Source organism: bacterium, assembly GCA_019637795.1.
GTDB lineage: Bacteria > Desulfobacterota > Binatia > HRBIN30 > CADEER01 > JAHBUY01.
The window spans coordinates 273305-293367 of sequence record JAHBUY010000008.1 but is presented as its reverse complement, the minus strand read 5'-3'; the positions used below and the strand labels follow the sequence as shown (position 1 = coordinate 293367).

The 20063-nt window shown below is 70.4% G+C and carries 19 protein-coding genes; 3 read left to right on the top strand and 16 right to left on the bottom strand.

What is annotated here, in order from left to right; translation table 11 throughout:
* Positions 1 to 1209 carry an IS256 family transposase gene (locus KF840_24800; GenBank protein ID MBX3028120.1) on the bottom strand — a complete coding sequence of 403 codons (1209 nt, stop codon included), beginning with the start codon at positions 1207 to 1209 and terminating at the stop codon, positions 1 to 3.
* Positions 1210 to 1252: 43 nt separating this feature from the next.
* On the opposite strand from KF840_24800, the gene KF840_24795 reads away from it, so the two are divergent.
* Together KF840_24795 and KF840_24790 are read left to right on the top strand one after the other, a co-directional pair.
* A complete protein-coding gene (locus tag KF840_24795; protein ID MBX3028119.1) occupies positions 1253 to 2425 on the top strand; it encodes a hypothetical protein in 1173 nt (390 codons plus the stop codon).
* 653 nt (positions 2426 to 3078) lie between these two features.
* On the top strand, positions 3079 to 3351 hold the full coding sequence (locus tag KF840_24790) for a DUF4215 domain-containing protein (GenBank protein MBX3028118.1): 273 nt from the start codon (positions 3079 to 3081) through the stop codon (positions 3349 to 3351).
* 205 nt (positions 3352 to 3556) lie between these two features.
* Here the strand turns inward: KF840_24790 and argJ are convergent, their stop codons facing one another.
* The 3 genes from argJ to KF840_24775 form a co-directional block, all read right to left on the bottom strand.
* Positions 3557 to 4738 carry a bifunctional glutamate N-acetyltransferase/amino-acid acetyltransferase ArgJ gene (gene argJ / locus KF840_24785; GenBank protein ID MBX3028117.1) on the bottom strand — a complete coding sequence of 394 codons (1182 nt, stop codon included), beginning with the start codon at positions 4736 to 4738 and terminating at the stop codon, positions 3557 to 3559.
* A gap of 79 nt (positions 4739 to 4817) precedes the next feature.
* Positions 4818 to 8453 (bottom strand): preprotein translocase subunit SecA, encoded by a 3636-nt coding sequence (gene secA, locus KF840_24780; protein ID MBX3028116.1) that lies wholly within the window; start codon positions 8451 to 8453, stop codon positions 4818 to 4820.
* A gap of 200 nt (positions 8454 to 8653) precedes the next feature.
* Complete coding sequence (locus tag KF840_24775) at positions 8654 to 9490, bottom strand: glutamate racemase (GenBank protein ID MBX3028115.1); 837 nt, start codon at positions 9488 to 9490, stop codon at positions 8654 to 8656.
* A 275-nt stretch (positions 9491 to 9765) separates the two neighbouring features.
* On the opposite strand from KF840_24775, the gene KF840_24770 reads away from it, so the two are divergent.
* Positions 9766 to 11100 carry a DUF1329 domain-containing protein gene (locus tag KF840_24770; GenBank protein ID MBX3028114.1) on the top strand — a complete coding sequence of 445 codons (1335 nt, stop codon included), beginning with the start codon at positions 9766 to 9768 and terminating at the stop codon, positions 11098 to 11100.
* 54 nt (positions 11101 to 11154) lie between these two features.
* Here the strand turns inward: KF840_24770 and yihA are convergent, their stop codons facing one another.
* From yihA to KF840_24710, 12 genes are all read right to left on the bottom strand, one after another.
* Positions 11155 to 11739: a ribosome biogenesis GTP-binding protein YihA/YsxC gene (gene yihA / locus KF840_24765; protein MBX3028113.1), complete on the bottom strand. Its 585-nt coding sequence runs from the start codon at positions 11737 to 11739 to the stop codon at positions 11155 to 11157.
* Between the two features lies 1 nt (position 11740).
* A complete protein-coding gene (locus KF840_24760; GenBank protein ID MBX3028112.1) occupies positions 11741 to 12349 on the bottom strand; it encodes a hypothetical protein in 609 nt (202 codons plus the stop codon).
* A 45-nt stretch (positions 12350 to 12394) separates the two neighbouring features.
* A complete protein-coding gene (locus tag KF840_24755) occupies positions 12395 to 12742 on the bottom strand; it encodes a hypothetical protein (protein ID MBX3028111.1) in 348 nt (115 codons plus the stop codon).
* A 28-nt stretch (positions 12743 to 12770) separates the two neighbouring features.
* Entirely contained in the window at positions 12771 to 13502 is a 732-nt protein-coding gene (locus KF840_24750) for a competence/damage-inducible protein A (GenBank protein ID MBX3028110.1), read from the bottom strand.
* A gap of 8 nt (positions 13503 to 13510) precedes the next feature.
* On the bottom strand, positions 13511 to 15160 hold the full coding sequence (locus KF840_24745; GenBank protein ID MBX3028109.1) for an acetolactate synthase: 1650 nt from the start codon (positions 15158 to 15160) through the stop codon (positions 13511 to 13513).
* Between the two features lie 112 nt (positions 15161 to 15272).
* Positions 15273 to 16394: an RNA polymerase factor sigma-32 gene (locus KF840_24740; protein ID MBX3028108.1), complete on the bottom strand. Its 1122-nt coding sequence runs from the start codon at positions 16392 to 16394 to the stop codon at positions 15273 to 15275.
* Between the two features lie 2 nt (positions 16395 to 16396).
* Entirely contained in the window at positions 16397 to 16705 is a 309-nt protein-coding gene (locus KF840_24735) for a hypothetical protein (GenBank protein ID MBX3028107.1), read from the bottom strand.
* Between the two features lie 3 nt (positions 16706 to 16708).
* Positions 16709 to 17857: a molecular chaperone DnaJ gene (dnaJ, locus tag KF840_24730; protein ID MBX3028106.1), complete on the bottom strand. Its 1149-nt coding sequence runs from the start codon at positions 17855 to 17857 to the stop codon at positions 16709 to 16711.
* Positions 17858 to 17884: 27 nt separating this feature from the next.
* On the bottom strand, positions 17885 to 18082 hold the full coding sequence (gene rpoZ, locus KF840_24725) for a DNA-directed RNA polymerase subunit omega (protein ID MBX3028105.1): 198 nt from the start codon (positions 18080 to 18082) through the stop codon (positions 17885 to 17887).
* Between the two features lie 111 nt (positions 18083 to 18193).
* Positions 18194 to 18928 carry a TlyA family RNA methyltransferase gene (locus tag KF840_24720; GenBank protein ID MBX3028104.1) on the bottom strand — a complete coding sequence of 245 codons (735 nt, stop codon included), beginning with the start codon at positions 18926 to 18928 and terminating at the stop codon, positions 18194 to 18196.
* On the bottom strand, positions 18925 to 19821 hold the full coding sequence (locus KF840_24715; GenBank protein ID MBX3028103.1) for a polyprenyl synthetase family protein: 897 nt from the start codon (positions 19819 to 19821) through the stop codon (positions 18925 to 18927). Before KF840_24715 ends, KF840_24720 begins: the two co-directional genes overlap by 4 nt.
* On the bottom strand, positions 19818 to 20063 hold the full coding sequence (locus KF840_24710; GenBank protein ID MBX3028102.1) for an exodeoxyribonuclease VII small subunit: 246 nt from the start codon (positions 20061 to 20063) through the stop codon (positions 19818 to 19820). Before KF840_24710 ends, KF840_24715 begins: the two co-directional genes overlap by 4 nt.

Genomic DNA, 20063 nt, shown 5'->3' with positions numbered 1-20063 from the left:
TCAGGCCGCGTTGCTCCGTTGGGTAACCGCCGGCATCTCCTGCCAGCCGACCATGCGCCGCAAGGTGATCTGCCCGCTGCGGATCAGGCCGAAGAGCAGCAGCAGGACGGCATCCTCGCTCGGCAGGCTCGCCTGGGTCTTGGTGCGGCGGCGGAACTCCTCGTTGATGCGCTCCAGCGCGTTGGTGGTGCGCAGCGCCTTCCACTGCGCCACGGGATAGCGCAGGAAGGTGAAGAGGCGATCCCCCGCCTCCTCGAAGCTGCTCCACGCCGCCTTGCAGCGCAGCTTCCACTTGCGGCTGAACGCCACGCGCGCCTTCTCCACGTCGGCCGCCGTCGCGGCGTAGATCATCCGGCGGTAGTCCTCCGCGAGCTCCTCGCGCAGGTGCGCCGGGGCCTTGGCGAGCAGGTTCCAGAGCTTGTGATTGGTGCAGCGCTGCACGTCGAGCTGCGGCCAGGTCGCCTGCAGGGCCGCCTCCAGGCCGGGGTTGCCGTCGATCACCGCCAACACCGGGCGTCCCAGCTGGCGCTTCTGCAGCGCCTCCAACACCTCCTGCCAGGCGGCCGTGCTCTCCTCGCCCGCCACGCGCAGATCGAGCAGCACCCGCCGCCCGTCCGCGCACGTCCCCAGCGTCACCAGCACCGGGACCCGTACCCGCTTCTTGCCGATGCGGACCCGCGGATACCAGCCGTCGAGAAACAGGTAGCGGATCTGCTCGGCCGCCAGGTCCCGCTGGCTCCACGTGGTGAAGTCTTCGCGCAACCGCCCGACCAGGCGCGAGATCGCGTCCTTGCCCAGCGGCGCGCCGCGCAGCAACGGCGCCAGCGCCCCGCGCAGCCGCCGCGTGTTGGTGCCGCTCAGGTAGATCCCCAACAGCCCCTCGTCGACCCGCGCCGTGCGCCGCGCGTAGCGCTCGAACATCGCGCTGCGCCACTCGCGCTCCTCGCCGGCGGCGTCGTGCAGCCGGGCACGCGGCAGCGCGAACGTCGTCGGTCCCAAGCTGGTGCTCAACGTCCGCGGCCGCCGGCCGTGGCGATAGCCCACTCGCTCGCCGCCCACTCGCGCCGATTTCGCCGCGCCCAGCGCCGCTTCCAGCTCCTCCTCGACCAACACCTCGATCGTCTCCCGAATCCGCTCCCGCATCACCTGCTCGATCGAATCGCGGCCGAACGCTTCTCCCGGTCTCGTCCCCTTGCTATCGCTTCCCATGGCGTCATCCTCCGGCACCCGCTCTGGCCAGCGGGCGCGAGCTGTGGGTTACAACTCGCCGGATGATGACGCCTTTTCGCTTTTCCACCAATCAGCCGACACTACCAACCTGCCGTCCGACTCCGGGCTCGGGATCAACGCCTCCGGCTTCACCGGCACGCAGGAGACGGCCACCACCATCACCCTCGCCCCGGGCGTCTACAACGAGGTTCCGCTCAAGGGGATGATTATCTGGAACTCGCACGCCTTCAACACCACCGACACCGACGGCAAGCTCGAGGGCTGGCTCAACTTCTACTTCGCGCCGCCCGAGGAGCAGCGCTTCCCGCTGCGCGGCATCTTCGACACCAGCAAGATCTTCACGATGAACGTCCCCGCCTTCCGGGCGCAGGAAATCTGCAACGTCCACGAGTTGCCGCCGAACGCGAAGCTCTTCGAGCTGAGCTCGCACATGCACCAGCGCGGCAAGCGCTGGCGCACCTTCGACGGCGCCTGGCGGTGCGACGGCGGCGCCAACAGCGGCCTGCCCTGCGCGCCGTACGGGCCGGACGCGACGTACGAGACGCCCGATATCTGCGCCGGCGCCCCCTGCCGATCGGTGAAGCCGCCGGAGGGCGGCGACTGCAACGCCGATCTCGTGGTCACCATCGACGAATTGGTGAAAGGCGTCAGCATCGCCCTCGGCGCCAACGCCGTCGGCGAGTGTCCGCGCGCCGACGTCAACGAGGACGGCGCGATCACCATCGAGGAGATCGTGAAAGCGGTGAAGTCGGCGGGCGAGGCCGGCGATCGCGACCCTGACGCCAGCCTGCTCTACACCAGCTTCATCTACAACGACCCGATCGTGCTGCAATTCGCGCCGCCGCGCGCCCTCGGCGGCACCCATTCCGTACCGGCGGAGCGCTCGCTCACCTACTGCGCGCTGTACGACAACGGCTACGTCAATCCGGACACCGTGAAGCGCAAGTCCACCTCGCCGCCGACTCCCCTCGGCATCCCCGGCGTGCTCGGCGGTCCGTGCACCAAGCCCACCGCCTGCACCGCCGGCCAGATCGGCGCGCCGTGCAGCGGCGCTACGGCGCCGCAGATGAACGCCTCCTGCGACAGCACCCCGGGGGCCGGCGATGGGCTCTGCGACGCCTGCCCGCTGCTCGGCGGTGTCACCACCGAGGACGAGATGTTCCTCTTCATGGGGTCCTTCTTCGTCGCCAAGTGAGCGTATCCGCGCCACGGGGCGGGAGGGGGCGCGCGCCCTCCCGCCCTCGCCTCGGACGCGCGCCGCGCGCCGTCCTTCTCCTCGCGCTGCTCGCGCTCCCGAGCGGCTCCCTCGCCCACGGCACGCCCATCGACATCGCCGTCTGGGGCCGCTTCCCGAGACCGATTGCGCGCTGCCAACGGGTGATCGGCCGGGCCGCCGCGGTCTGCGGCCTGCGCGTCTGGCGCGCCCGACGCGACTGCGTCCTCGCTCCGCTCCGTGGCGCCGTCTGCGACGTCGCGGCGACGAACGCCGCCATGGAGCACGCCCGCCTCGCCGCGCTCGACGACGTCTCCGGGGCCTGTACCGCGATGCAGGTAGCCAACCTGCAGTTCCTCGACGTCCGCGAGGCGCAGGCCGACGTCATCCGCTTCTGCCGCGAGCTCGACGCGGCCGCCACTTCGCTGCTTCTCGACCCGCTCGCCACCGCCAGCCCCGAGGACGCCGCCGCCTGCGGCATCCCCGCCGCTACGGCGGCGACCAAGCTCTTCGGGGTCGCCTTTCGCTCCCGCCAGCAGGTGCTCGACCGCATCGCGACGAGCCCCATCCCGGCGCGCCAGAAGGCGACCCGGATCGCCGCCTCCACCCGCCAGATCGACGGCCAGGCGATCCGCCTGGCGGCCAGCCTCACCGCGGCCTGCCCCGAAGACCGCTTCACCGCCATCTACGCCCGCACCCCCACCGCCCTGCTCGCCGCCGCGGCCGACCGCGCCGACTGCCTCGCCGGCAATGCCTACGCGCAGGGCGGAGTGACCTGCCCGCCGCCAGTCTGTGGTAACCGCATCCGCGAGAGCGGCGAGGAGTGCGACGACGGCAACGCCGCCGACGGCGACGGCTGCAGCGCGAATTGCCTCCGCGAGGCCCCCGCCACGCTCGCCGTCATGTGACGACGCGCACGCCACAGAGGCGCTGCCCCCCATCCGACGGCATGGATCGTCTCCATCTCCGCCGCCGATGCCGGGACCACGAATGACCACGGCTCCGCGTCGCCGAACATAGACCCGCTGGCCTCGTCCCGAGGCTTGGGCGGACCCGCGTTCATCGAGAGCGACGGGAGGGGGTCGGTGCGCGGAGGTCGGCGCGCGGCGCCGCCTAGGTCCGATAGTCCGAATTGAAGCGGACGTAGTCGACGGTGAGGTCGCTCACCATGCGTTCGGCGCGCGCTCGGCCGGCGTGCAGGTCGAGCGTGAGGGTGAAGGCGGGCTTGGCCGCCACACGGCTGGCGCGGCGCTCGACCGCGCGCACCACCTCGACGCCACGGCGCACGATCTGCACCGCGTCGAGATACACGTCGAGCCGTTCCGGAGCGAAGCGCGCGCCGCTGTATCCGGCGGCGCAGACGATGCGGCCGGCGTACGGATCGCCCCCGTAGAAGGCGGTCTTGCAGAGCGGCGAGCGGGCGATGGCGTCGGCGACCCGGGCGGCCTCGGCCGCCGTGCGGGCGCCGCGCACGACGACATCGACGACCCGCGTCGCCCCCTCGCCGTCGATCACCACCATGCGCGCCACCTCGCGCATCACCTCGGCGACGGCGGCGGCAAAGGGGGCGAATTCGCGCCCCTGCACCGTCAGCGGTCGATTGCCGGCGGCGCCATTGGCGAGCAGCAGCACCGTGTCATTCGTGCTCATGTCGCCGTCGACGACGATGGCATTGAAGGAACGCGGCAGGCCCGCGCTCAGCATCCGCCGCAACGCCGGCCGCGACACGTTGGCGTCGGTGAGGACGTACACCAGCAGCGTCGCCATGTTGGGCGCGATCATGCCGGCGCCCTTGGCGAGGATCGCCAGCGTGACGCGCCGCCCATCGAGGCGCAGGTGCCGCACCGCGAACTTGGGAAAGGCATCGGTGGTCATGATGCCGTCGAGCGCCTCGTGGAAGCCGTCCGCGGACAACCGCCGCACCGCCTCGGTGACGCCGCGCCGCAACTTGGCGCGCGGCAGCCGCACGCCGATGCGACCGGTCGACGACGGCACCACCAGGCGCTCGTCGATCCCCAGCCGCCCCGCCAGCAGCCCGGTCATCTCGCGCGCCGTCGCGAGGCCATCGGCGCCGGTGTAGGCGTTGGCATTGCCGCTGTTCACCAGCACCGCCTGCACCCGACCACCGCGCAGGCGCTGCTGTCCCAGCAGGACCGGCGCCGCCTTGACCCGGTTGGTGGTGAAGGCCGCGGCCGCCGTCGCCGGGCGATCGGAGACGATCAGCGCCACGTCCGGCCGGCCGCTCTCCTTGATGCCACAGGCGACGCCGGCGAAGCGGAACCCCGGCACGCGGATCGCCGGCCGCTGCACCGCGAGCTTCACGCCGCCCCCCGCATCGTCCGATCGACCACGAATGCCGCTGGCGCCGGACGCCTCACGCGCCGTGGCACTTCTTGTACTTCTTGCCGCTGCCGCACGGGCACGGATCGTTGCGCCCCACCTTCGGGGCCTCCGCGGCGCGTGGCGCCGGGCGCGACGCGCTCGCGGGCCGAGCGGCGGCGTCGCCGCCACCGCTCATCCGCATCTGCGCCGGCTGCGGCTGACGCCGCTCCTCGAGCCGCGCCAACTCCTCCTGCCGCACCGCCTGCACCGTGAAGACTTTCTGCACCGCATCGGCGTGGACGCGGTCGATCATCTCCTCGAACATCTCGAACCCCTCCTTCTGGTATTCCTGCAAGGGATTCTTCTGGGCGTAGCCGCGCAGGCCGATGCCCTCCTTGAGATGGTCCATGTTGAGGAGATGCTCCTTCCACAACTGGTCGATCGTCTGCAGGAGGACGAACTTCTCCAGTTGGCGCATCACCGTCGGCGTGAAGCCGGCCTCTCGCTGGGCGTGCGCGGCACGCGTCGCCTGGCGCAGCGCCTCTTCCAGATCCTCGCGCGTCATCCGCTCGCGCGCCTCTTCCGGCACCTGCAGGCGGATGTTGAACTGGGTGAGGATCGCCTCGTCGAGCGCGCCCCAGTCCCATTCGTGGGCTCGGCTGTCGGCCGGCGCGTGCTGATCGACGAGGGTCGCGATGACGCCGTCCGTCATCTCCATCACCTGCTCGGTGAGGGTTTCCCCGCCGAGCACCTCCCGGCGCTGGTTGTAGATCACCTCGCGCTGGGTGTTCATGACGTCGTCGTACTCGAGGAGGTGTTTGCGGACGTCGAAGTTGTGCGCCTCGACCTTCTTCTGCGCGTTGGCGATGGCCCGGGTGATCAGGCGGTGCTCGATCGGCTCGCCCTCCTCCATGCCGAGTCGCGTCATCAGGCCCTGGATGCGCTCGGCGCCGAAGATGCGCAGCAGATCGTCCTCGAGCGACAGGTAGAACCGCGAAGCGCCGGGATCGCCCTGGCGGCCGGCACGCCCGCGCAACTGGTTGTCGATGCGCCGACTCTCGTGCCGTTCGGTACCGAGGATGAACAGGCCGCCCGCGTCGACGACCTCCTGTCGCTCGACCGCGCACAGCTCGCGGTATCGCTGCAGCACGTCGCCGTACTTGCCTCGCAATTCCTCCGGCGCGGCCTCCATCTGCTCGCGCACGTCGTCGATCACCTTGGAGTACTTCTTCCGCTCGCTCTCGTAGGCCTCGCGCGCCGCCGCGACGGCCGCCTCGTACGGGCTGCGGGCGGCGGCGTAGTTGGCCTCCGCCTGCTGATACGCCGCCAGCGCCGCCTCGTAGGTCGCCCCAGCCTCGGCGGCGGCCTGCGACGCCGGCTCGCCGAGCACCCGTTGCAGCGCGCGCTCGTACTCCTGTCGGGCGCGATCGAACGCCGTCCGCGTCCCGCCCAGCGCCGCCGAGGGGCCGTCGTTCGTCGACTCGCGCAGCGATCGGCACCATTCCGCCAGCGCCCGCTGGAAGCGCTGCACCCCCTCTTCGCCGAAGTGCGGGCCGGTGACGCGGTCCACCTCCTGCAGGGCTTCGCTGTAGCGTTCGGCGGCCGCGGCGCAGGCCTCGTAGGCCGCCGTGTCGGCGCCGCCCACCTGCGCCGCGGCGGCCTCGTACGCGGCGCGGGCTTCCCAGAATTCGGCGTCCAGATACGCCCGATGCGCCGCCGTCAGCTCCTCGAGGGCATTCGCCTGCGTCTCGGCCAGCGGCGCCCACTTCGGCTCGTGCGTGGCACCGGCGCTCTCCACCGCCTGGTCGAAGCGTTCGCGCAGCCGAGCCAGCACGTCCTCGTAGCGCAGGCCGCTGTCGGGCAGGTTGGAGGTGCGCCGCATCCACTCGTTCTCCATCTCGGCGCGGGCGAGGAACTCCGGGTTGCCGCCGAGCAGGATGTCGGTGCCGCGGCCCGCCATGTTGGTGGCGATGGTGACGGCGGCCTTGCGCCCGGCCTGGGCGATGATGTTGGCCTCCGCCTCATGGTTCACCGCGTTCAGCACGTTGTGCTTCACGTTGCGACGCTTGAGCATGCGCGAGAGGTGCTCGGACTTCTCGACCGAGATGGTGCCGACGAGCACCGGCTGGTGGCGCTCGTAGCACTCGGCGATCTGCTCGACGACGGCGTCGAACTTCTCGCGCTCGCTCTTGTAGACGACATCGGGATGGTCGATGCGGGCCTGCCCCTTGTTGGGCGGAATCACCACCACCTTGAGCTTGTACGTCTTCTCGAACTCCGCCGCCTCGGTGTCCGCCGTGCCGGTCATGCCGGCGAGCTTGCGGTACATGCGGAAGTAGTTCTGGATGGTGATCGTCGCCAGGGTCTGGTTCTCGCGCTCGATCCGCACCCCTTCCTTGGCCTCGACCGCCTGGTGCAGGCCGTCCGACCAGCGGCGGCCGGGCATCAGGCGGCCGGTGAACTCGTCGACGATGATCACCTGGCCGTCCTTCACGATGTAGTGGACGTCGCGCTTGTAATTGGTGTGGGCGCGGAGCGCCTGGTTGACGTGGTGCAGGATGTCGATGTGGCGCGGATCGTAGAGGTTCTGGATGTTCAGCATCCGCTCGACCTTGGCCACGCCGCTCTCGGTGAGATGGACGCTGCGCGCCTTTTCGTCGACCGTGTAGTCGCCCTGCGCTTCGATCGCGGCGCGGTCCTCGGCGCGAACGTCGCCAACCGTGGTGGCGCCGCGGCGCAGGCGCGGGACGATGCGATCGATCTGGAAGTACTTGTCCGTCGACTCCTCGGCCGGCCCGGAGATGATCAGCGGCGTGCGCGCCTCGTCGATGAGGATGTTGTCGACCTCGTCGACGATCGCGTACGTGAGCTCGCGCTGCACATAGTCGTCGAGCGAGAACTTCATGTTGTCGCGCAGGTAGTCGAAGCCGAACTCGTGATTGGTGCCGTACGTGATGTCGGCCGCATACGCCTCCTTGCGCTCCACCGGGCGCAGGTTGAGCATGCGGTAGTCCTTCACCACGTAGCTCGGATCGAAGGCGAAGCTGGTGTCGTGCACGATCGAGGCGCAACTGACGCCGAGGGCATGGTAGATCGGCCCCATCCACTGCACGTCACGGCGGGCCAGATAGTCGTTGACCGTCACCAGGTGGACGCCGCGACCGGTGAGGGCATTGAGATAGATGGGCAGCGTCGCGACCAGCGTCTTCCCCTCGCCGGTCTTCATCTCGGCGATGATGCCCTTGTGCAGCACGACGCCGCCCAGGATCTGGACGTCGTAGTGCCGTAGGCCGGTGGTGCGCCGCGAGGCCTCGCGGACGCAGGCGAACGCCTCCGGCAGGATCTCGTCGAGCACCGCCTGCTCGGCCTTGTAGAGCGCGTCCTCGGCGGCCTTGATCTGCTCGCGCAGGCTCTCGCTCGAGGGCGCCTCGTCGCCGTGCGGCGCGCGCAGCGCGGCCCGCAGCCGCTCGACCTCGCCGCGCTCCCTCGCCGAACCGTCGCGAATGCGAGCGCGGAAGCCGGCGGTCTTGGCGCGCAACCCCTCGTCATCGAGGGCGCGCAGCGCCTCCTCGTGCTGGTTCACCTGTTCGACCAGCGGCCGCAGCCGCTTGATCTGGCGGTCGTTGCTGCTGCCGAACACCTTCTTGGGATCGGCGGCGACGGCGCCGGCGATCAGCCCGATCGCCATGCCGATGCCGCCGAGCAGCAGCGCCCGCGATACCGCGTCGGGCCCGCCGAGCACCAGCCCGATCGAGCCACCGACGATGGCGCCGAGCAGGAGGCCGCCCAGGGCCCCCAGGAGCATGCGCTTACTCATTGCGGTCCGCCGTCCACCATGAACGTCCCATCGTGCGTCTCGGGGGTCGAAAGATCAAGGGAGCGTGCCGCTCAGCGGTCGAGCTGGACGGCGGAGTCGACCTGCGCCCCGAGGAAGCGGGCCCCGACCTTGACGAAGCGCTCCGGCGCGTCGGTGACGAAGAAGGAGACCTCGCCGCCGCCGCGCCGGCGCAGCAGGTCCTCGCGCTCGAGAACCTCGCGCACCGCCGCCGCGGTCGCGACGCCGGAGTCGATCAGGCGGACCGTCCGGCCCATGACCGCCCCGATCACCGTCGTCAGCAGCGGGAAATGGGTGCAACCGAGGATCAGGGTGTCGATCCCGCTGCGCGCCAGGCTGGTGAGATAGAGCCGGGCGGCACGGCTGGCGACCTCGTTGTCCACCCAGCCCTCCTCGGCCAGCGGCACAAACAGCGGGCAGGCGCGGGCGTAGATCTCGACGTCGGAACGCAGGCAGCGCAGGGCGCGGCTGTACTCGCCGCTGCGGATCGTCCCCTCGGTGCCGATGACGCCGATCTTGCGGTTGCGGCTGGCGCGCGCCGCGGCGCGCGCCCCGGGCTCGATCACCCCGACCACCGGCACGTCGACCAACGCCCGCACCGCATCGAGCGCGACCGCCGTCGAGGTGTTGCAGGCGACCACCAACATCTTGATCTCTTTGTCGATCAGGAAGGCGGTGTTCTCGAGCGAATAGCGGCGGACGACGTCGGCCGACTTCGTCCCGTAGGGATAGCGGCCGGTGTCGCCGAGATAGATCAACGACTCGTTGGGCAACAGCCTGCTCAGGGCGCGCACCACCGTCAGGCCGCCGATCCCGGAATCGAAGATGCCGATCGCCCGCTCGCGCGCAGTCGGCCGGCGCCGTGCCGGCCGGCGTCCGCCGGGGCTCACGCGCGGGCTCCAGGTCGACGCATCGCGCGGGCGGCCGTCGCGCCGCGGGCGCGCCGCACGCTGTGATGGAGAGAGGTGAGGGCGAGCGGCATCATCGTCCGGCGACGGCGGAGATTGCCACAGCCGCTGCGCGGCCACAACGCACCGCGTCGACGAGCGTCATTTGACCATCGCGGCGACGAAACCGTACTGTGCGAATCGCGCTGCCGGCGGAACGCATTGGGGGTGGGTCCGCCGAATCCGACGGCGCATGTCGAAGACCGCGGAGGATCGTGATGCTCAGTGTCAGGAAGAGCCTGGCGGCGGTGGTGGTCGCCGTCTCGGTCGGCGCAGCGGCATTCGCCGCCGATTCCGCAGACGGCCTGAAGCCGGGCATGGTGCTCGATCAATCGAACTGGCAGTTGGCCGAGGGCCTGCTGCCGCCGGAAATCCTCAAGCACTACCAAGAGGGCGGCTATGCCAACGCGATCGTCGACTGGCCTCTCGGCACGTTCAACTGGCCCCCCAACTTCAAGGCGTCGACGGAGAAGAACGCCGGACAGTACAAGCTGAGCGAGACCGGATCGGTGGTGCTCAACTCGACCGGCGAGCAGCCCCCGTACATCATGGGCTATCCGTTCCCGGTCATCGACAAGGACGACCCGCAGGCCGCGTCGAAGATCCTGTGGAACTTCTTCTACCTGACCTGGTACTACGGCAACCTGCACGCCGAGTCGCAGGTCAACTGGGTCGGCCCGCGGTCGGTCGAGCGACGCACCGACCAGGACGTCAACTTCATGTACTACGACGGGGTCAGCGACCACGAGCGGCCGCCGAACCCGCAGAACTTCTCCACTCAGCAGCTCGTGGTCGCCAAGACCCCAGCCGATCTCGCCGGCACCGCGGCGTTGAGCTGGCGCTATCGCGATCCCGAGAAGCGCGACTCGGCGTGGGCCTTCGTGCCGGCCCTGCGGCGCGTTCGCGCCGTCAGCCCGGCGAACCGCTCGGACGGCTTCCTCGGCTCCGACATGAGCCAGGACGATGGCCCGTTCTTCGACGGCAAGCCGGAGGACTTCTCCTGGACGCTGGTCGAGGAGAAGGACCAGCTCCGCCTGGTCGACCCGCTCAACCTCGAGGGCAAGTCGAATTCGATCTGGATCCCCGGCGGCGGCTGGCGGGCCAACTGGGACCCGGCGCTGAAGATCGTCGGCTTCCAGGATCCGGACTGGAAGGGCATCGCCTGGGCGCCGCGCAGCGCCGCCCTCGCCAAGCGCCGCTTCTGGGTCATCGAGGGCGTGCCCAAGGACAAGTACTACCTCTACGGCAAGATCCAACTGATGCTCGACAAGGAGACCTATCAGGGCGCCTGGAACCGCAAGTTCAGTTGGCAGGGCGAGCTGCTGAACACACTCCAGACGATGGCGTACAATCTGAAGCCGATGACCAGGCCGGACGGGCAGATCGACTACATCCAGGGCTCGAACATGTCGTACAACGTCGCCGAGAACATCAAGGCCAACCGCGCCACGGTCGCGGGTCTGAAGTCGGATCCGAAGGCGGCGCTCGACACGCACCATCCGTTCGATCCGGCGTTCTTCGACATGAACTCGCTGTCGCGCTTCGGAAAATGAGTGCCGCGCGGGTCGACGCCCGCCTCCGCGTGGCCGCGGCCCCGGTGGCCGCGGCTACGCCCACTCCTCGATGACGCCCCACACGGCGTCAGTGCCCTCGCCGTTCAGTGCCGAGAACGCGATTGGCGGGCCACCGCCCGGGCGGTCGAGCTTCGCCAGCGCGGCGGCGCGGGCGCCGCGACCCAGTTTGTCGACCTTGGTCGCGATCACCGCCGACCGCAGCCCGATCGCGGCCAGGAAGTCGAGCAACTGCTGATCGTCGGCCTGCAGGCCGCGCCGCACGTCGACCAGCACCAGCACGCCGCGCAGCGGCCGCGCACCGCGCAGGTAGCCCTCGACGAGCTGCCGCCACTCCGCCTTGACCGCCAGCGGCACCCGGGCGAACCCGTAGCCCGGCAGGTCGACGAGCATCAGCCGCTCGTCGACGGCGAAGAAGTTGATCTGCTGCGTGCGACCCGGCGTCTTGCTGACGCGGGCCAGGGCACGCCGGCCGACGAGCCGGTTGAGCAGCGACGACTTGCCTACGTTCGAGCGCCCGGCGAAGGCGACTTCCGGCTGCCGCGGCGGCGGCAGCCGGTCCAACGTCGCGGCGCCGGCGACGAAGACCGCCTGTCCTGCCCCGCGGCGGCCAGACGGCACGTCAGCCCGCGGTCGGCGGCGGCGGCGCGCCCCCGACCATCTTGTTGATGCCGCGGATGGTGTTGACGAAGGTCTCGCGGTTGGCGCTCTCGATCACCGCCGCCGGGAACGGCACGGCGATCTTGTCGGTCGACTTGGCCTCGTAGGTGAGCTTGGTGCGCGCGCCGTCCGGCGACGGCTCGAGCACGTAGGCGCCTTCGAGATCGGCCGCCTGCGCCTGCAGCGTCTTGAAGGTCACCCGGTGCGCCGGCTGATCGAGGGTGAACTGCATCGTGTACTGCTGCAATGGCAGGTTCAGCGCCTGCAGTTGCATCAGCACCGTCTTCTGGTTGCCCTCGGCGGTGAGGAGCTCGGACTTCTTGATGTTGGCCACCATCTGCGAGCTCTTCTCGACCGCCCACACGGCGTCCTGCACCTTGTCGACCGGCCCGTCGATGATGCCGACGTAGCGGATCGTCGCCACGCCGCCGTCCTTGTTGAAGCTCTCCTCGACGATCTCCTTGGCGTTCTTCCACTGCGCTGCCTGCCGCTGCAGTTGGATCCAGTAGAGGGCGACGCCGCCCACCACCACCAACACGACCAGCGCTCCGATGATCTTGGCCGCCTTCATGGCGCTTCTCCTGTCGCGCCCGCGTGCGCCGGGCAGCGTCTGTGATCAATTCTTCGGGTCGAACGACGGCCCGCTGAACATGATCGGGTGGTTGTCGCTGTCCCAGAAGTTCTCGGGCGTCACCGCCCAGGTGCCGCCGAAGGCCGGATCGAGAATACCGTACAGCACGTTGTCGTCGCCGCCGGTGAATCCCCAGCCGAGCAGCCCAACCAGGCCGCCGCCCAGCGCGTAGAGCATCTTCGCGGGCATGTAGAAAAGGTTGGTGCCCACCGAGGCCAGGCCCCACCCGAGCTTGCCGGCCGTGCCCGGCCGGTTCGGATTGCCGAAGCCGTCGGAGGACGCCAGCGCCGGGCCCGCCAGCACCAGCACCAGCACCGCTACGCGCGTCGCCATCATTCGCCGTCCCATCGTGCTCCTCCCGTCACTCCGTCCGCACCACCGCATCGGGTGGCAACAAGGCGAGCAGCGCCGCCAGCGCGCGCTCGACATAGGCTGCGTCCTTCGATTCCAGGGTCACGCGCACCCGGTAGTCCGGCGTATCGAGCGTCGGATACGAACCGAGCAGCAAGTCGGGGAACTCATCGAGAACGCGATTCAGGTGGGCCGCGATCGCGCTCTCCATCTCGCGCAGGTACAGGGTGCGGAGGTGGAACGGCGCTCCCGCGAAGCGCTCGCGCAGGGCCAGCACCTTCTCGCGGAAGATCTCCGGGATCCCCGGCAGCACGTAGATGTTCTCCACCCGGAAGGTGGGAAAGCGGAGCTGCTCGCACTCCAGCTCGGTTCCCTCGACGACCTCCGCCATCTTCCGGTGGGCGTCGTTGAGCGGTCCGCGCACGTACTGCTGCAGCATGCCCTCGATCGCCGGATGGCGGACGACGGCGCGGTCGAGGGCGCGCGCCACGCCGGCAATGGTGACGTCGTCGTGCGTCGGCCCGACGCCGCCGGAGGTGAACAGCACGTCCACGGTGGGCGCCAGCTCGCGCACCGTCTGCGCGATCACGTCCACCTCGTCGGGCACGACGACGATGCGGCGCAGCGATACCCCGAGCTCGCGCAGCTCCCGGGCGAGAAACGTCGAGTTGCTGTCGGCGACTTTGCCGGAGAGGATCTCATTCCCGACGACGACCAGCGCAGCCGTGGTATCGCGTGCCATGCGCGACCTCAGATCGAAATCGCATCCTTTCGGAAATCGCTGCTGCCGATCTTGATGTTCACCAGCGCCGGCTTGCCGGCGGCGAGGGCGCGCGCCATCGCCGGCCGGATGTCCTCGGGCCGCTCGACGTACTCGCCGTGGCCGCCGAGCGCCTCGACCACCTTCTCGTAGTGGGTGAACGACAGGGCCGTCGCCACCGACCGTTCCTCGCCGTAGAGTTGCACCTGGCCGCGCCGGATCTGCGTCCACCCGGCGTCGTTGCCGATCACCCCGACGATGTTGATCTTCTGCCGCACGCAGGCTTCGAACTCCATCGCGTGCAGGCCGAAGGAACCGTCGCCGTAGACGATGATCACCGGCGACTCGGGCTTGGCGAGCTTCGCCGCGATCGCGTAGCCGGGGCCGACGCCCAGGGTGCCGAGCGGACCCGGATCGAGCCAGTGCCCGGACTGGTAGACGCGCACGACCGACGCCGCCGTGGCCACGAAGTCGCCGCCGTCGCCGACGAAGATCGCGTTCTCGCCCACCGAATCGGCGATCTCCTTGCACGCGCGCAGCGGGTTGATGGGAACGTCGGCGTTGCTGAGCTGCGGCTTCACCTTCTCGAGCTCCGCCTCCTCGCGCTGCCGCATCTCGTCGAGCCAGGGTTTCACCATGGCCGCGGAGTAGCCTTCGGTCCGCGCGGCCTGCACCAACTGCTCCATCACCAGGCCGGTGTCGCCGACGATGCCGACGTGGCAGGGGCGGTTGCGGCCGAGCTCGCGCGGGTCGAGGTCGACCTGGATCAGGGTCGCGTTCGGATTGATGTGCGAGTCCCGCCCGTAGCCGATGCGGAAGTCGAGCGGCGTGCCGAAGATCAGCACCACGTCGGCCTGCTTCAGCGCCTGCTTGCGGGTGCGTGAGAAGAAGTGCGGATCCTCCGGGCGCAGCGAGCCGCGGCCGAGCCCGTTGACGTAGATCGGCATGCCGAAGGTGCGCGCGAACTCCGGATAGGCCTCGCGCCGCACCGACCAGCGGAGCTGGGTGCCGACCAGGGCCACCGGCTTCTCGGCCCCCTTGATCGCCGCCAGCGCCTTCTCGATGTAGCGCGGGTCGCCGGCCACTCCGGCCTCGGTGCGATACTCGGTCGGGAACCAGACCTTCTCCATCTCGTAGGAATCGAAGAGCTGGTCGATCGGCATCTCGAGGAACACCGGCCCGGGCAACCCCGTGGTCGCGGTGCGGAAGGCCATGCTGAGATACTCGGGGATGCGCCGTCCCTCGGGAACCGACACCGCCCACTTGGTGATCGGGCGCATGAGCTCGACGTGGTTCATGTCCTGCAGCGAGCCCATGTCGGCGAACGGACGCGGCCCCTGGCCGCCGATGATGATCATCGGCACGTTGGCGCGATGGGCGCTGGCCACGCCGGTGACCGCGTCGGTGAGGCCCGGCCCCGCGGTCACCACGGCCACGCCGGGCCGCCCGGTGACGCGCGCCCAGCCGTCGGCCGCGTGCGCCGCCGTCTGCTCGTGCCGAACGTCGATGGTGCGGATTCCCTCGTCGAGACAGCCGTCGTAGATCGGCATCACGTGGCCGCCGCAGAGGGTGAAGATGAAAGGCACCTGCTCGGCGCGCAGTGCCCGCGCCACCAAACGGCCCCCGTGTACCATTGCCATGCAGTCGCTCCCCGAGTCAGTCAGCGCGGCAATATACAATCGCCTTCCGCGCAGGGGCAAGGCAGCGCCGCGAGCCCGGCGGCGCGGCCTGTCCGGCCGCTGGCGCGCCCGGTCAGTCGAGGTCGATCTGACCGTCGCGCAGGTCCCTGATCTCGTTCTCCAGGTAGGCGCGCAGCTTGCGCTTCAGGCGCTCCTCGAGCTGGCGGACGCGCTCGCGGCTGATGCCGTACTTGTCGCCGATCTCCTGCAGGGTGAGCGGCTGTTCGGCCAGCAGACGTTCGGAGAAGATGACGGCCTCCTTGTCCTTCAACGTCGCGCCGAAGGCGCGGATCTTCTCGCTGATCTCGTGCCGGAACTCGGCGTCGGCCACCTGTTGATCCGGGCCCTGGATGGTGCCCGGCAGGATGTCGAGCAGCGTGCCGCCGCTCTCGTCGTTGCTCGGCTGGTCCACCGACAGGTCGCGCGACGACAGTCGCTGCTGCATTTCGACGACCTCGGACTCCTTCACGTCGAGGCGTTGCGCGATCAGCTTCGGCGCCGGCGCGATGCCCTCGCGCTCCAGCCGCTCCTTCTCCTTGTGCAGGTTGAAGAACAGCTTGCGCTGCGCCTGCGTCGTCCCGAGCTTCACCACCCGCCAGTTGTTGATCAGGTAGCGGATGATATAGGCGCGCACCCACCAGACGGCGTACGACGGGAAGCGGATGCCGCGGTAGGGATCGAACTTCCTGACCGCTTCCATGAGGCCGATGTTGCCCTCCTGGATCAGGTCGAGCAGGTTGCGGGTGGCGCGCTGGTACTCGCGCGCGATCATCACCACCAGGCGGAGGTTGCCGGTCACCAGCTTGTACGCCGCGTCGAGGTCCTGGTGTTCGCGGTAGCGAATGCCGAGCTCCTTCTCCTCCTCGCGGCTGAGCAGCGGGTAGCGGCGGATCTCGGTCAGATAGCGCTGCAGGGGGTCGAAGGGCGCCAGCGCCCGCCCCCGCGCCTCGGGTTCGGGCGCCTCGACCTCCGGCTCGACGATCTCGTCCTCGCCGCCGCCGCCGGCCTCGTCGCCCTCGACGTCGGCCGCGACCGCGATCTCGTCCGCCGAGATCGCCGCCGCGTCGTCGCCCTCGCCCTCCTCGGTCTCGTCCACCTTCGCGACCGCGTCGCTCGCGTCGGCGGCGGGAGCCGCCGCCGGCGGACGACGCTGCCGGCGGGCGGGACGCTTGGTGGGCGGGCGACGCGGCGCCATCGTCAGCCGGCGAGACGGCGGCGCATTTCCACCACCACCGCCTGCAGGACCTCATGGAAATCGCGCTGCATCGCGCAGAGGTCGGCGTGCATGTGCAGAATCACCTCGACGCCGGCGACGTTCACCTCGAGCTCGCGCATCAGCACCGCGATCAGGCGCAGGCGCTCGGCCTGCTCGGGCGTCACGACCGCATCGGCATCCGTCGGGTGCTCGATCTCGACCAGCTTCTCCGCCTCGACGACGCGCAGCAGCTCGTCGTCGATCGCGAAGCGCTCACACACGTCCGACAGCCGGAGGTAGCGGACGCTCATCGCTCACAGCCTCCAGCCGTCGCGCGGGCTCGTCGCGTACGCGGCGTCCAGGGTGCGCGCCGCCGCGGTCGCCTCCGGCGACTCGCGGTCGGGCACGTGGATACGCAGGCGGAGGTAGAGATCGCCGCGCGCTCCCCCGCGGAGCTGCGGCACGCCCTTCCCCTTCACCCGCAGTTGCCGGCCGCTCTGACTCAGCGCCGGCACCTTGACCCGCACCGGGCCGTCCGGCGTCGGCACCTCGATCGACGCGCCGAGCATCGCCTCACTGACCGTCACCGGCAGGTCCATGTAGAGATCGTCGCCGCGCCGCTCGAGCAGCGGATGCGGCCGTACGGTGACGCGGATGTAGAGGTCGCCGGCCGGCGCGCCGCCGCTCCCCGGCGAGCCCTTGCCGGCGATGCGCACCCGCGAGCCGGTGTCGACGCCGGGCGGGATCTTGACGGCCAGTCGCTCGCTGGCGATGCGGTGCCCGCTGCCATTGCAGGTCGGGCAGGCACGGCTCGACACCTTGCCGGCCCCGCCGCAGCGCGGGCAGGCGCGGGTGAGCGACATCGGCCCCTTGCCCACGCGGATGGTGCCGCGCCCCTGGCAGTCGGGGCAGGTCGTGGCGCTCGCCGGATCAGCGCCGCTGCCGTCACACGCCGGGCACGGCTCCCGGCGTTGGATCGTGAGCTCGGTCGACAGACCGCGCACCGCGTCCAGCAGCCCGATCGTCAGCTCCGATTCGGCGTCGCCGCCCCGCATCTCCGGGGCCGCGCCGCCGCCGCTGCCACCGAAGATGTCGCCGAAGATATCCTCGAAGGAGCCGTAGCCGCCGAAGTCGCTCTCGCCGGCGAATCCGCCGGACCGCCCGCCGGCAGAAGCCCGGCGTTGCCACTCCGCTGCCTGCTCGCGATGCGCGCGCGCCTGCTGCGGGTCGAAGCCGGATTGCACGCCGGCCATGCCGAACTCGTCGTAGAGCTTCCGCCGCTCCGCATCGCCCAACACGTCGTAGGCCTCCGAGAGCGCCTTGAAGCGCTCCTCCGCCTGCGTGTTACCCGGGTTGACGTCCGGGTGGTGGGCGCGCGCCAGCTTCCGGTACGCCTTCCTGATCTCGTCAGCCGACGCGGTGCGCGACACGCCGAGGACGGCGTAGAGATCCTTCTCCGTCATCGCCGCCCCACCCGGCCGGGAGCGCGCTCACTCCCGTTCGGGGTATTCGAACTCGACTTCGCCAGCGGCGATCTCCCGCAGCGCCGTCACCACTTCCTTGTTGTCGCTCTCGACCAGCGGCCGGGCCCCCTTCAGGAGCTGCTTGGCGCGGCGGGCACCGACGAGCACCAACTCGAAGCGATTCGGCACCTTCTCCAGACAATCTTCAACCGTGATGCGAGCCATGCGGCGGTTCCTTTCCAGCGACCGAACGTAGCGGAAAAGCGGCCGCAGGCAAACCCCGGCGCGCTTGGTGGCGCCCTCCAGGGAGCGGAGCTCCGGAGCTCCTCGCCCTGGCTAGGGGGTGCGCAGGGCGAGAAAGAATTCCCGGTTGCCCTTGGGGCCCATGATCGGGGAGACGCACTCCCCCAGCACCGTGAGGCCGAGCGATTGCGCCGCGGCGCGTATCCGCGCCACCGCCGCCGCGTGCAGGGCCGGATCGCGCACGACCCCGCCCTTCCCCACCTGTCCCTTGCCGACCTCGAACTGGGGTTTGACGAGCGCGACGATGACGCTGCCGGGGGCGAGCAACTCCGCGATGCGCGGCAGGATCAGGGTCAGGGAGATGAAGGAGGCGTCGACGACGGCGAAGTCCGGGGATGCCGGCAGCCGCCGCGCCTCGAGGTGGCGGACGTTGCAGCGCTCGAGGAGGGTGACGCGCGGGTCCTGGCGCAGCGACCAGGCGAGTTGGCCGTAGCCGACGTCGACGGCGATGACGCCGCGGGCGCCGCGCTGCAGGACGCAATCGGTGAAGCCACCGGTGGAGGCGCCGACGTCGAGCACCAGGCGGCCGCCGACATCGATCCCCAGGGCGTCGAGCGCGCCGGCGAGCTTCACCCCGCCGCGGCTGACGTACGGCAGGTCGCTGCCGGCGACGCTCACCTCCGCGTCGTCCGCGACCAGCGTCCCGGCCTTGTCGACGATCCGATCGGCGACCCGCACCGCGCCGGCCATGATCAACGCCCGGGCGCGCTCGCGGCTGCCGGCGTGGCCGCGATCGACCAGCAGCTTGTCGAGGCGCTCGCGACTCACTCGCCTGCCGCCCGATCGACGACGAAGCGCACAAGGGCCCGCAGCGGATCGGCCGCGCTCGAGAAGCCGTCGATCGCGGCCAGCGCTTGGCCCCGCAGCTCGCGCGCGCGCGCCTTGGCGGCCGGCAGACCGAGCACGGCGGGAAAGGTCGCCTTCCGGCGCTCGCCGTCACGACCGACCTTCTTGCCGGTCCGCATCGTCGGCGCCTCGACGTCGAGGATGTCGTCGGCGACCTGGAAGGCGAGCCCGAGACACTCGCCGTAGCGGGTCAGCGCCCGCAGTTGCGACTCGTCGGCGCCGCCAACCAGCGCCCCGGCCCGCACGGCGGCCAGCAGCAGCGCCCCGGTCTTGCGGATGTGGATGAACTCGACCAGCGCCAGGTCCGCGTCAGCCCCCTCCGCTGCCAGGTCCGCCGCCTGACCGCCGACCATGCCGCGCAGGCCAGCCGCCTCGGCGATCTCGCGCGCCGCCCGCAGGGCTCGCAGCGGCGCGGTCGCCCGCTCGGCGGCGCGCAGCAGCTCGGCGAACGCCTCGGTGAGGAGCGCGTCGCCCGCGAGCACCGCCAGCCCCTCGCCGAAGGCGATGTGGACCGTCGGCCGGCCGCGCCGCAGGGCGTCGTCGTCCATGCTCGGTAGGTCATCGTGGACCAACGAGTAGCTGTGGATCATCTCCAGCGCGCAGGCGAACGGCAGCGCCGCATCGACATCGCCGCCCACCGCCTCGCACGACGCCAGCGCGAGAATCGGGCGCAGCCGCTTGCCGCCGCCGAGCAGGCTGTAGCGGACCGCCTCGATGAGCCGATGCGGGTGCGGCGGATGCACCGGGAACAGCGCTTCCAACGCCGCTTCGATGCGCTGGCGGCGCGGCGCGAGATAGGACTCGAGCGCGCTCACAGCTCGTCGTCGTCCGCCAGGCGCCGGCGCGATTGGCCGTCGGCGCCGCGGGTCAGGATCTCGACCCGCTGCTCGGCCTGCGTGAGCTGGTCGTTGAGCACCCGGACCAGCCCGACGCCGGATTCGAATGCCTGCAGCGCCTCCTCGAGCGCCAGGTCGCCGGCCTCGAGCCGCGCCACCAGCGTCTCCAGTTGCGCCATCCCATCCTCGAAGCGCAGCGGTTCGTCGTCGTCGGTCGTCAT

What these genes read in the sequence shown, in the direction of transcription:
- KF840_24735 (MBX3028107.1), bottom strand. Translation starts at nt 16,705, where the DNA reads ATGAGCGTCCGCTACCTCCGGCTGTCGGACGTGTGTGAGCGCTTCGCG.
- KF840_24770 (MBX3028114.1), top strand. Translation starts at nt 9,766, where the DNA reads ATGCTCAGTGTCAGGAAGAGCCTGGCGGCGGTGGTGGTCGCCGTCTCG.
- rpoZ (MBX3028105.1), bottom strand. Translation starts at nt 18,082, where the DNA reads ATGGCTCGCATCACGGTTGAAGATTGTCTGGAGAAGGTGCCGAATCGC.
- KF840_24740 (MBX3028108.1), bottom strand. Translation starts at nt 16,394, where the DNA reads ATGGCGCCGCGTCGCCCGCCCACCAAGCGTCCCGCCCGCCGGCAGCGT.
- KF840_24710 (MBX3028102.1), bottom strand. Translation starts at nt 20,063, where the DNA reads ATGACGACCGACGACGACGAACCGCTGCGCTTCGAGGATGGGATGGCG.
- KF840_24800 (MBX3028120.1), bottom strand. Translation starts at nt 1,209, where the DNA reads ATGGGAAGCGATAGCAAGGGGACGAGACCGGGAGAAGCGTTCGGCCGC.
- secA (MBX3028116.1), bottom strand. Translation starts at nt 8,453, where the DNA reads ATGGCGATCGGGCTGATCGCCGGCGCCGTCGCCGCCGATCCCAAGAAG.
- dnaJ (MBX3028106.1), bottom strand. Translation starts at nt 17,857, where the DNA reads ATGACGGAGAAGGATCTCTACGCCGTCCTCGGCGTGTCGCGCACCGCG.
- KF840_24745 (MBX3028109.1), bottom strand. Translation starts at nt 15,160, where the DNA reads ATGGCAATGGTACACGGGGGCCGTTTGGTGGCGCGGGCACTGCGCGCC.
- KF840_24750 (MBX3028110.1), bottom strand. Translation starts at nt 13,502, where the DNA reads ATGGCACGCGATACCACGGCTGCGCTGGTCGTCGTCGGGAATGAGATC.
- KF840_24755 (MBX3028111.1), bottom strand. Translation starts at nt 12,742, where the DNA reads ATGGCGACGCGCGTAGCGGTGCTGGTGCTGGTGCTGGCGGGCCCGGCG.
- KF840_24760 (MBX3028112.1), bottom strand. Translation starts at nt 12,349, where the DNA reads ATGAAGGCGGCCAAGATCATCGGAGCGCTGGTCGTGTTGGTGGTGGTG.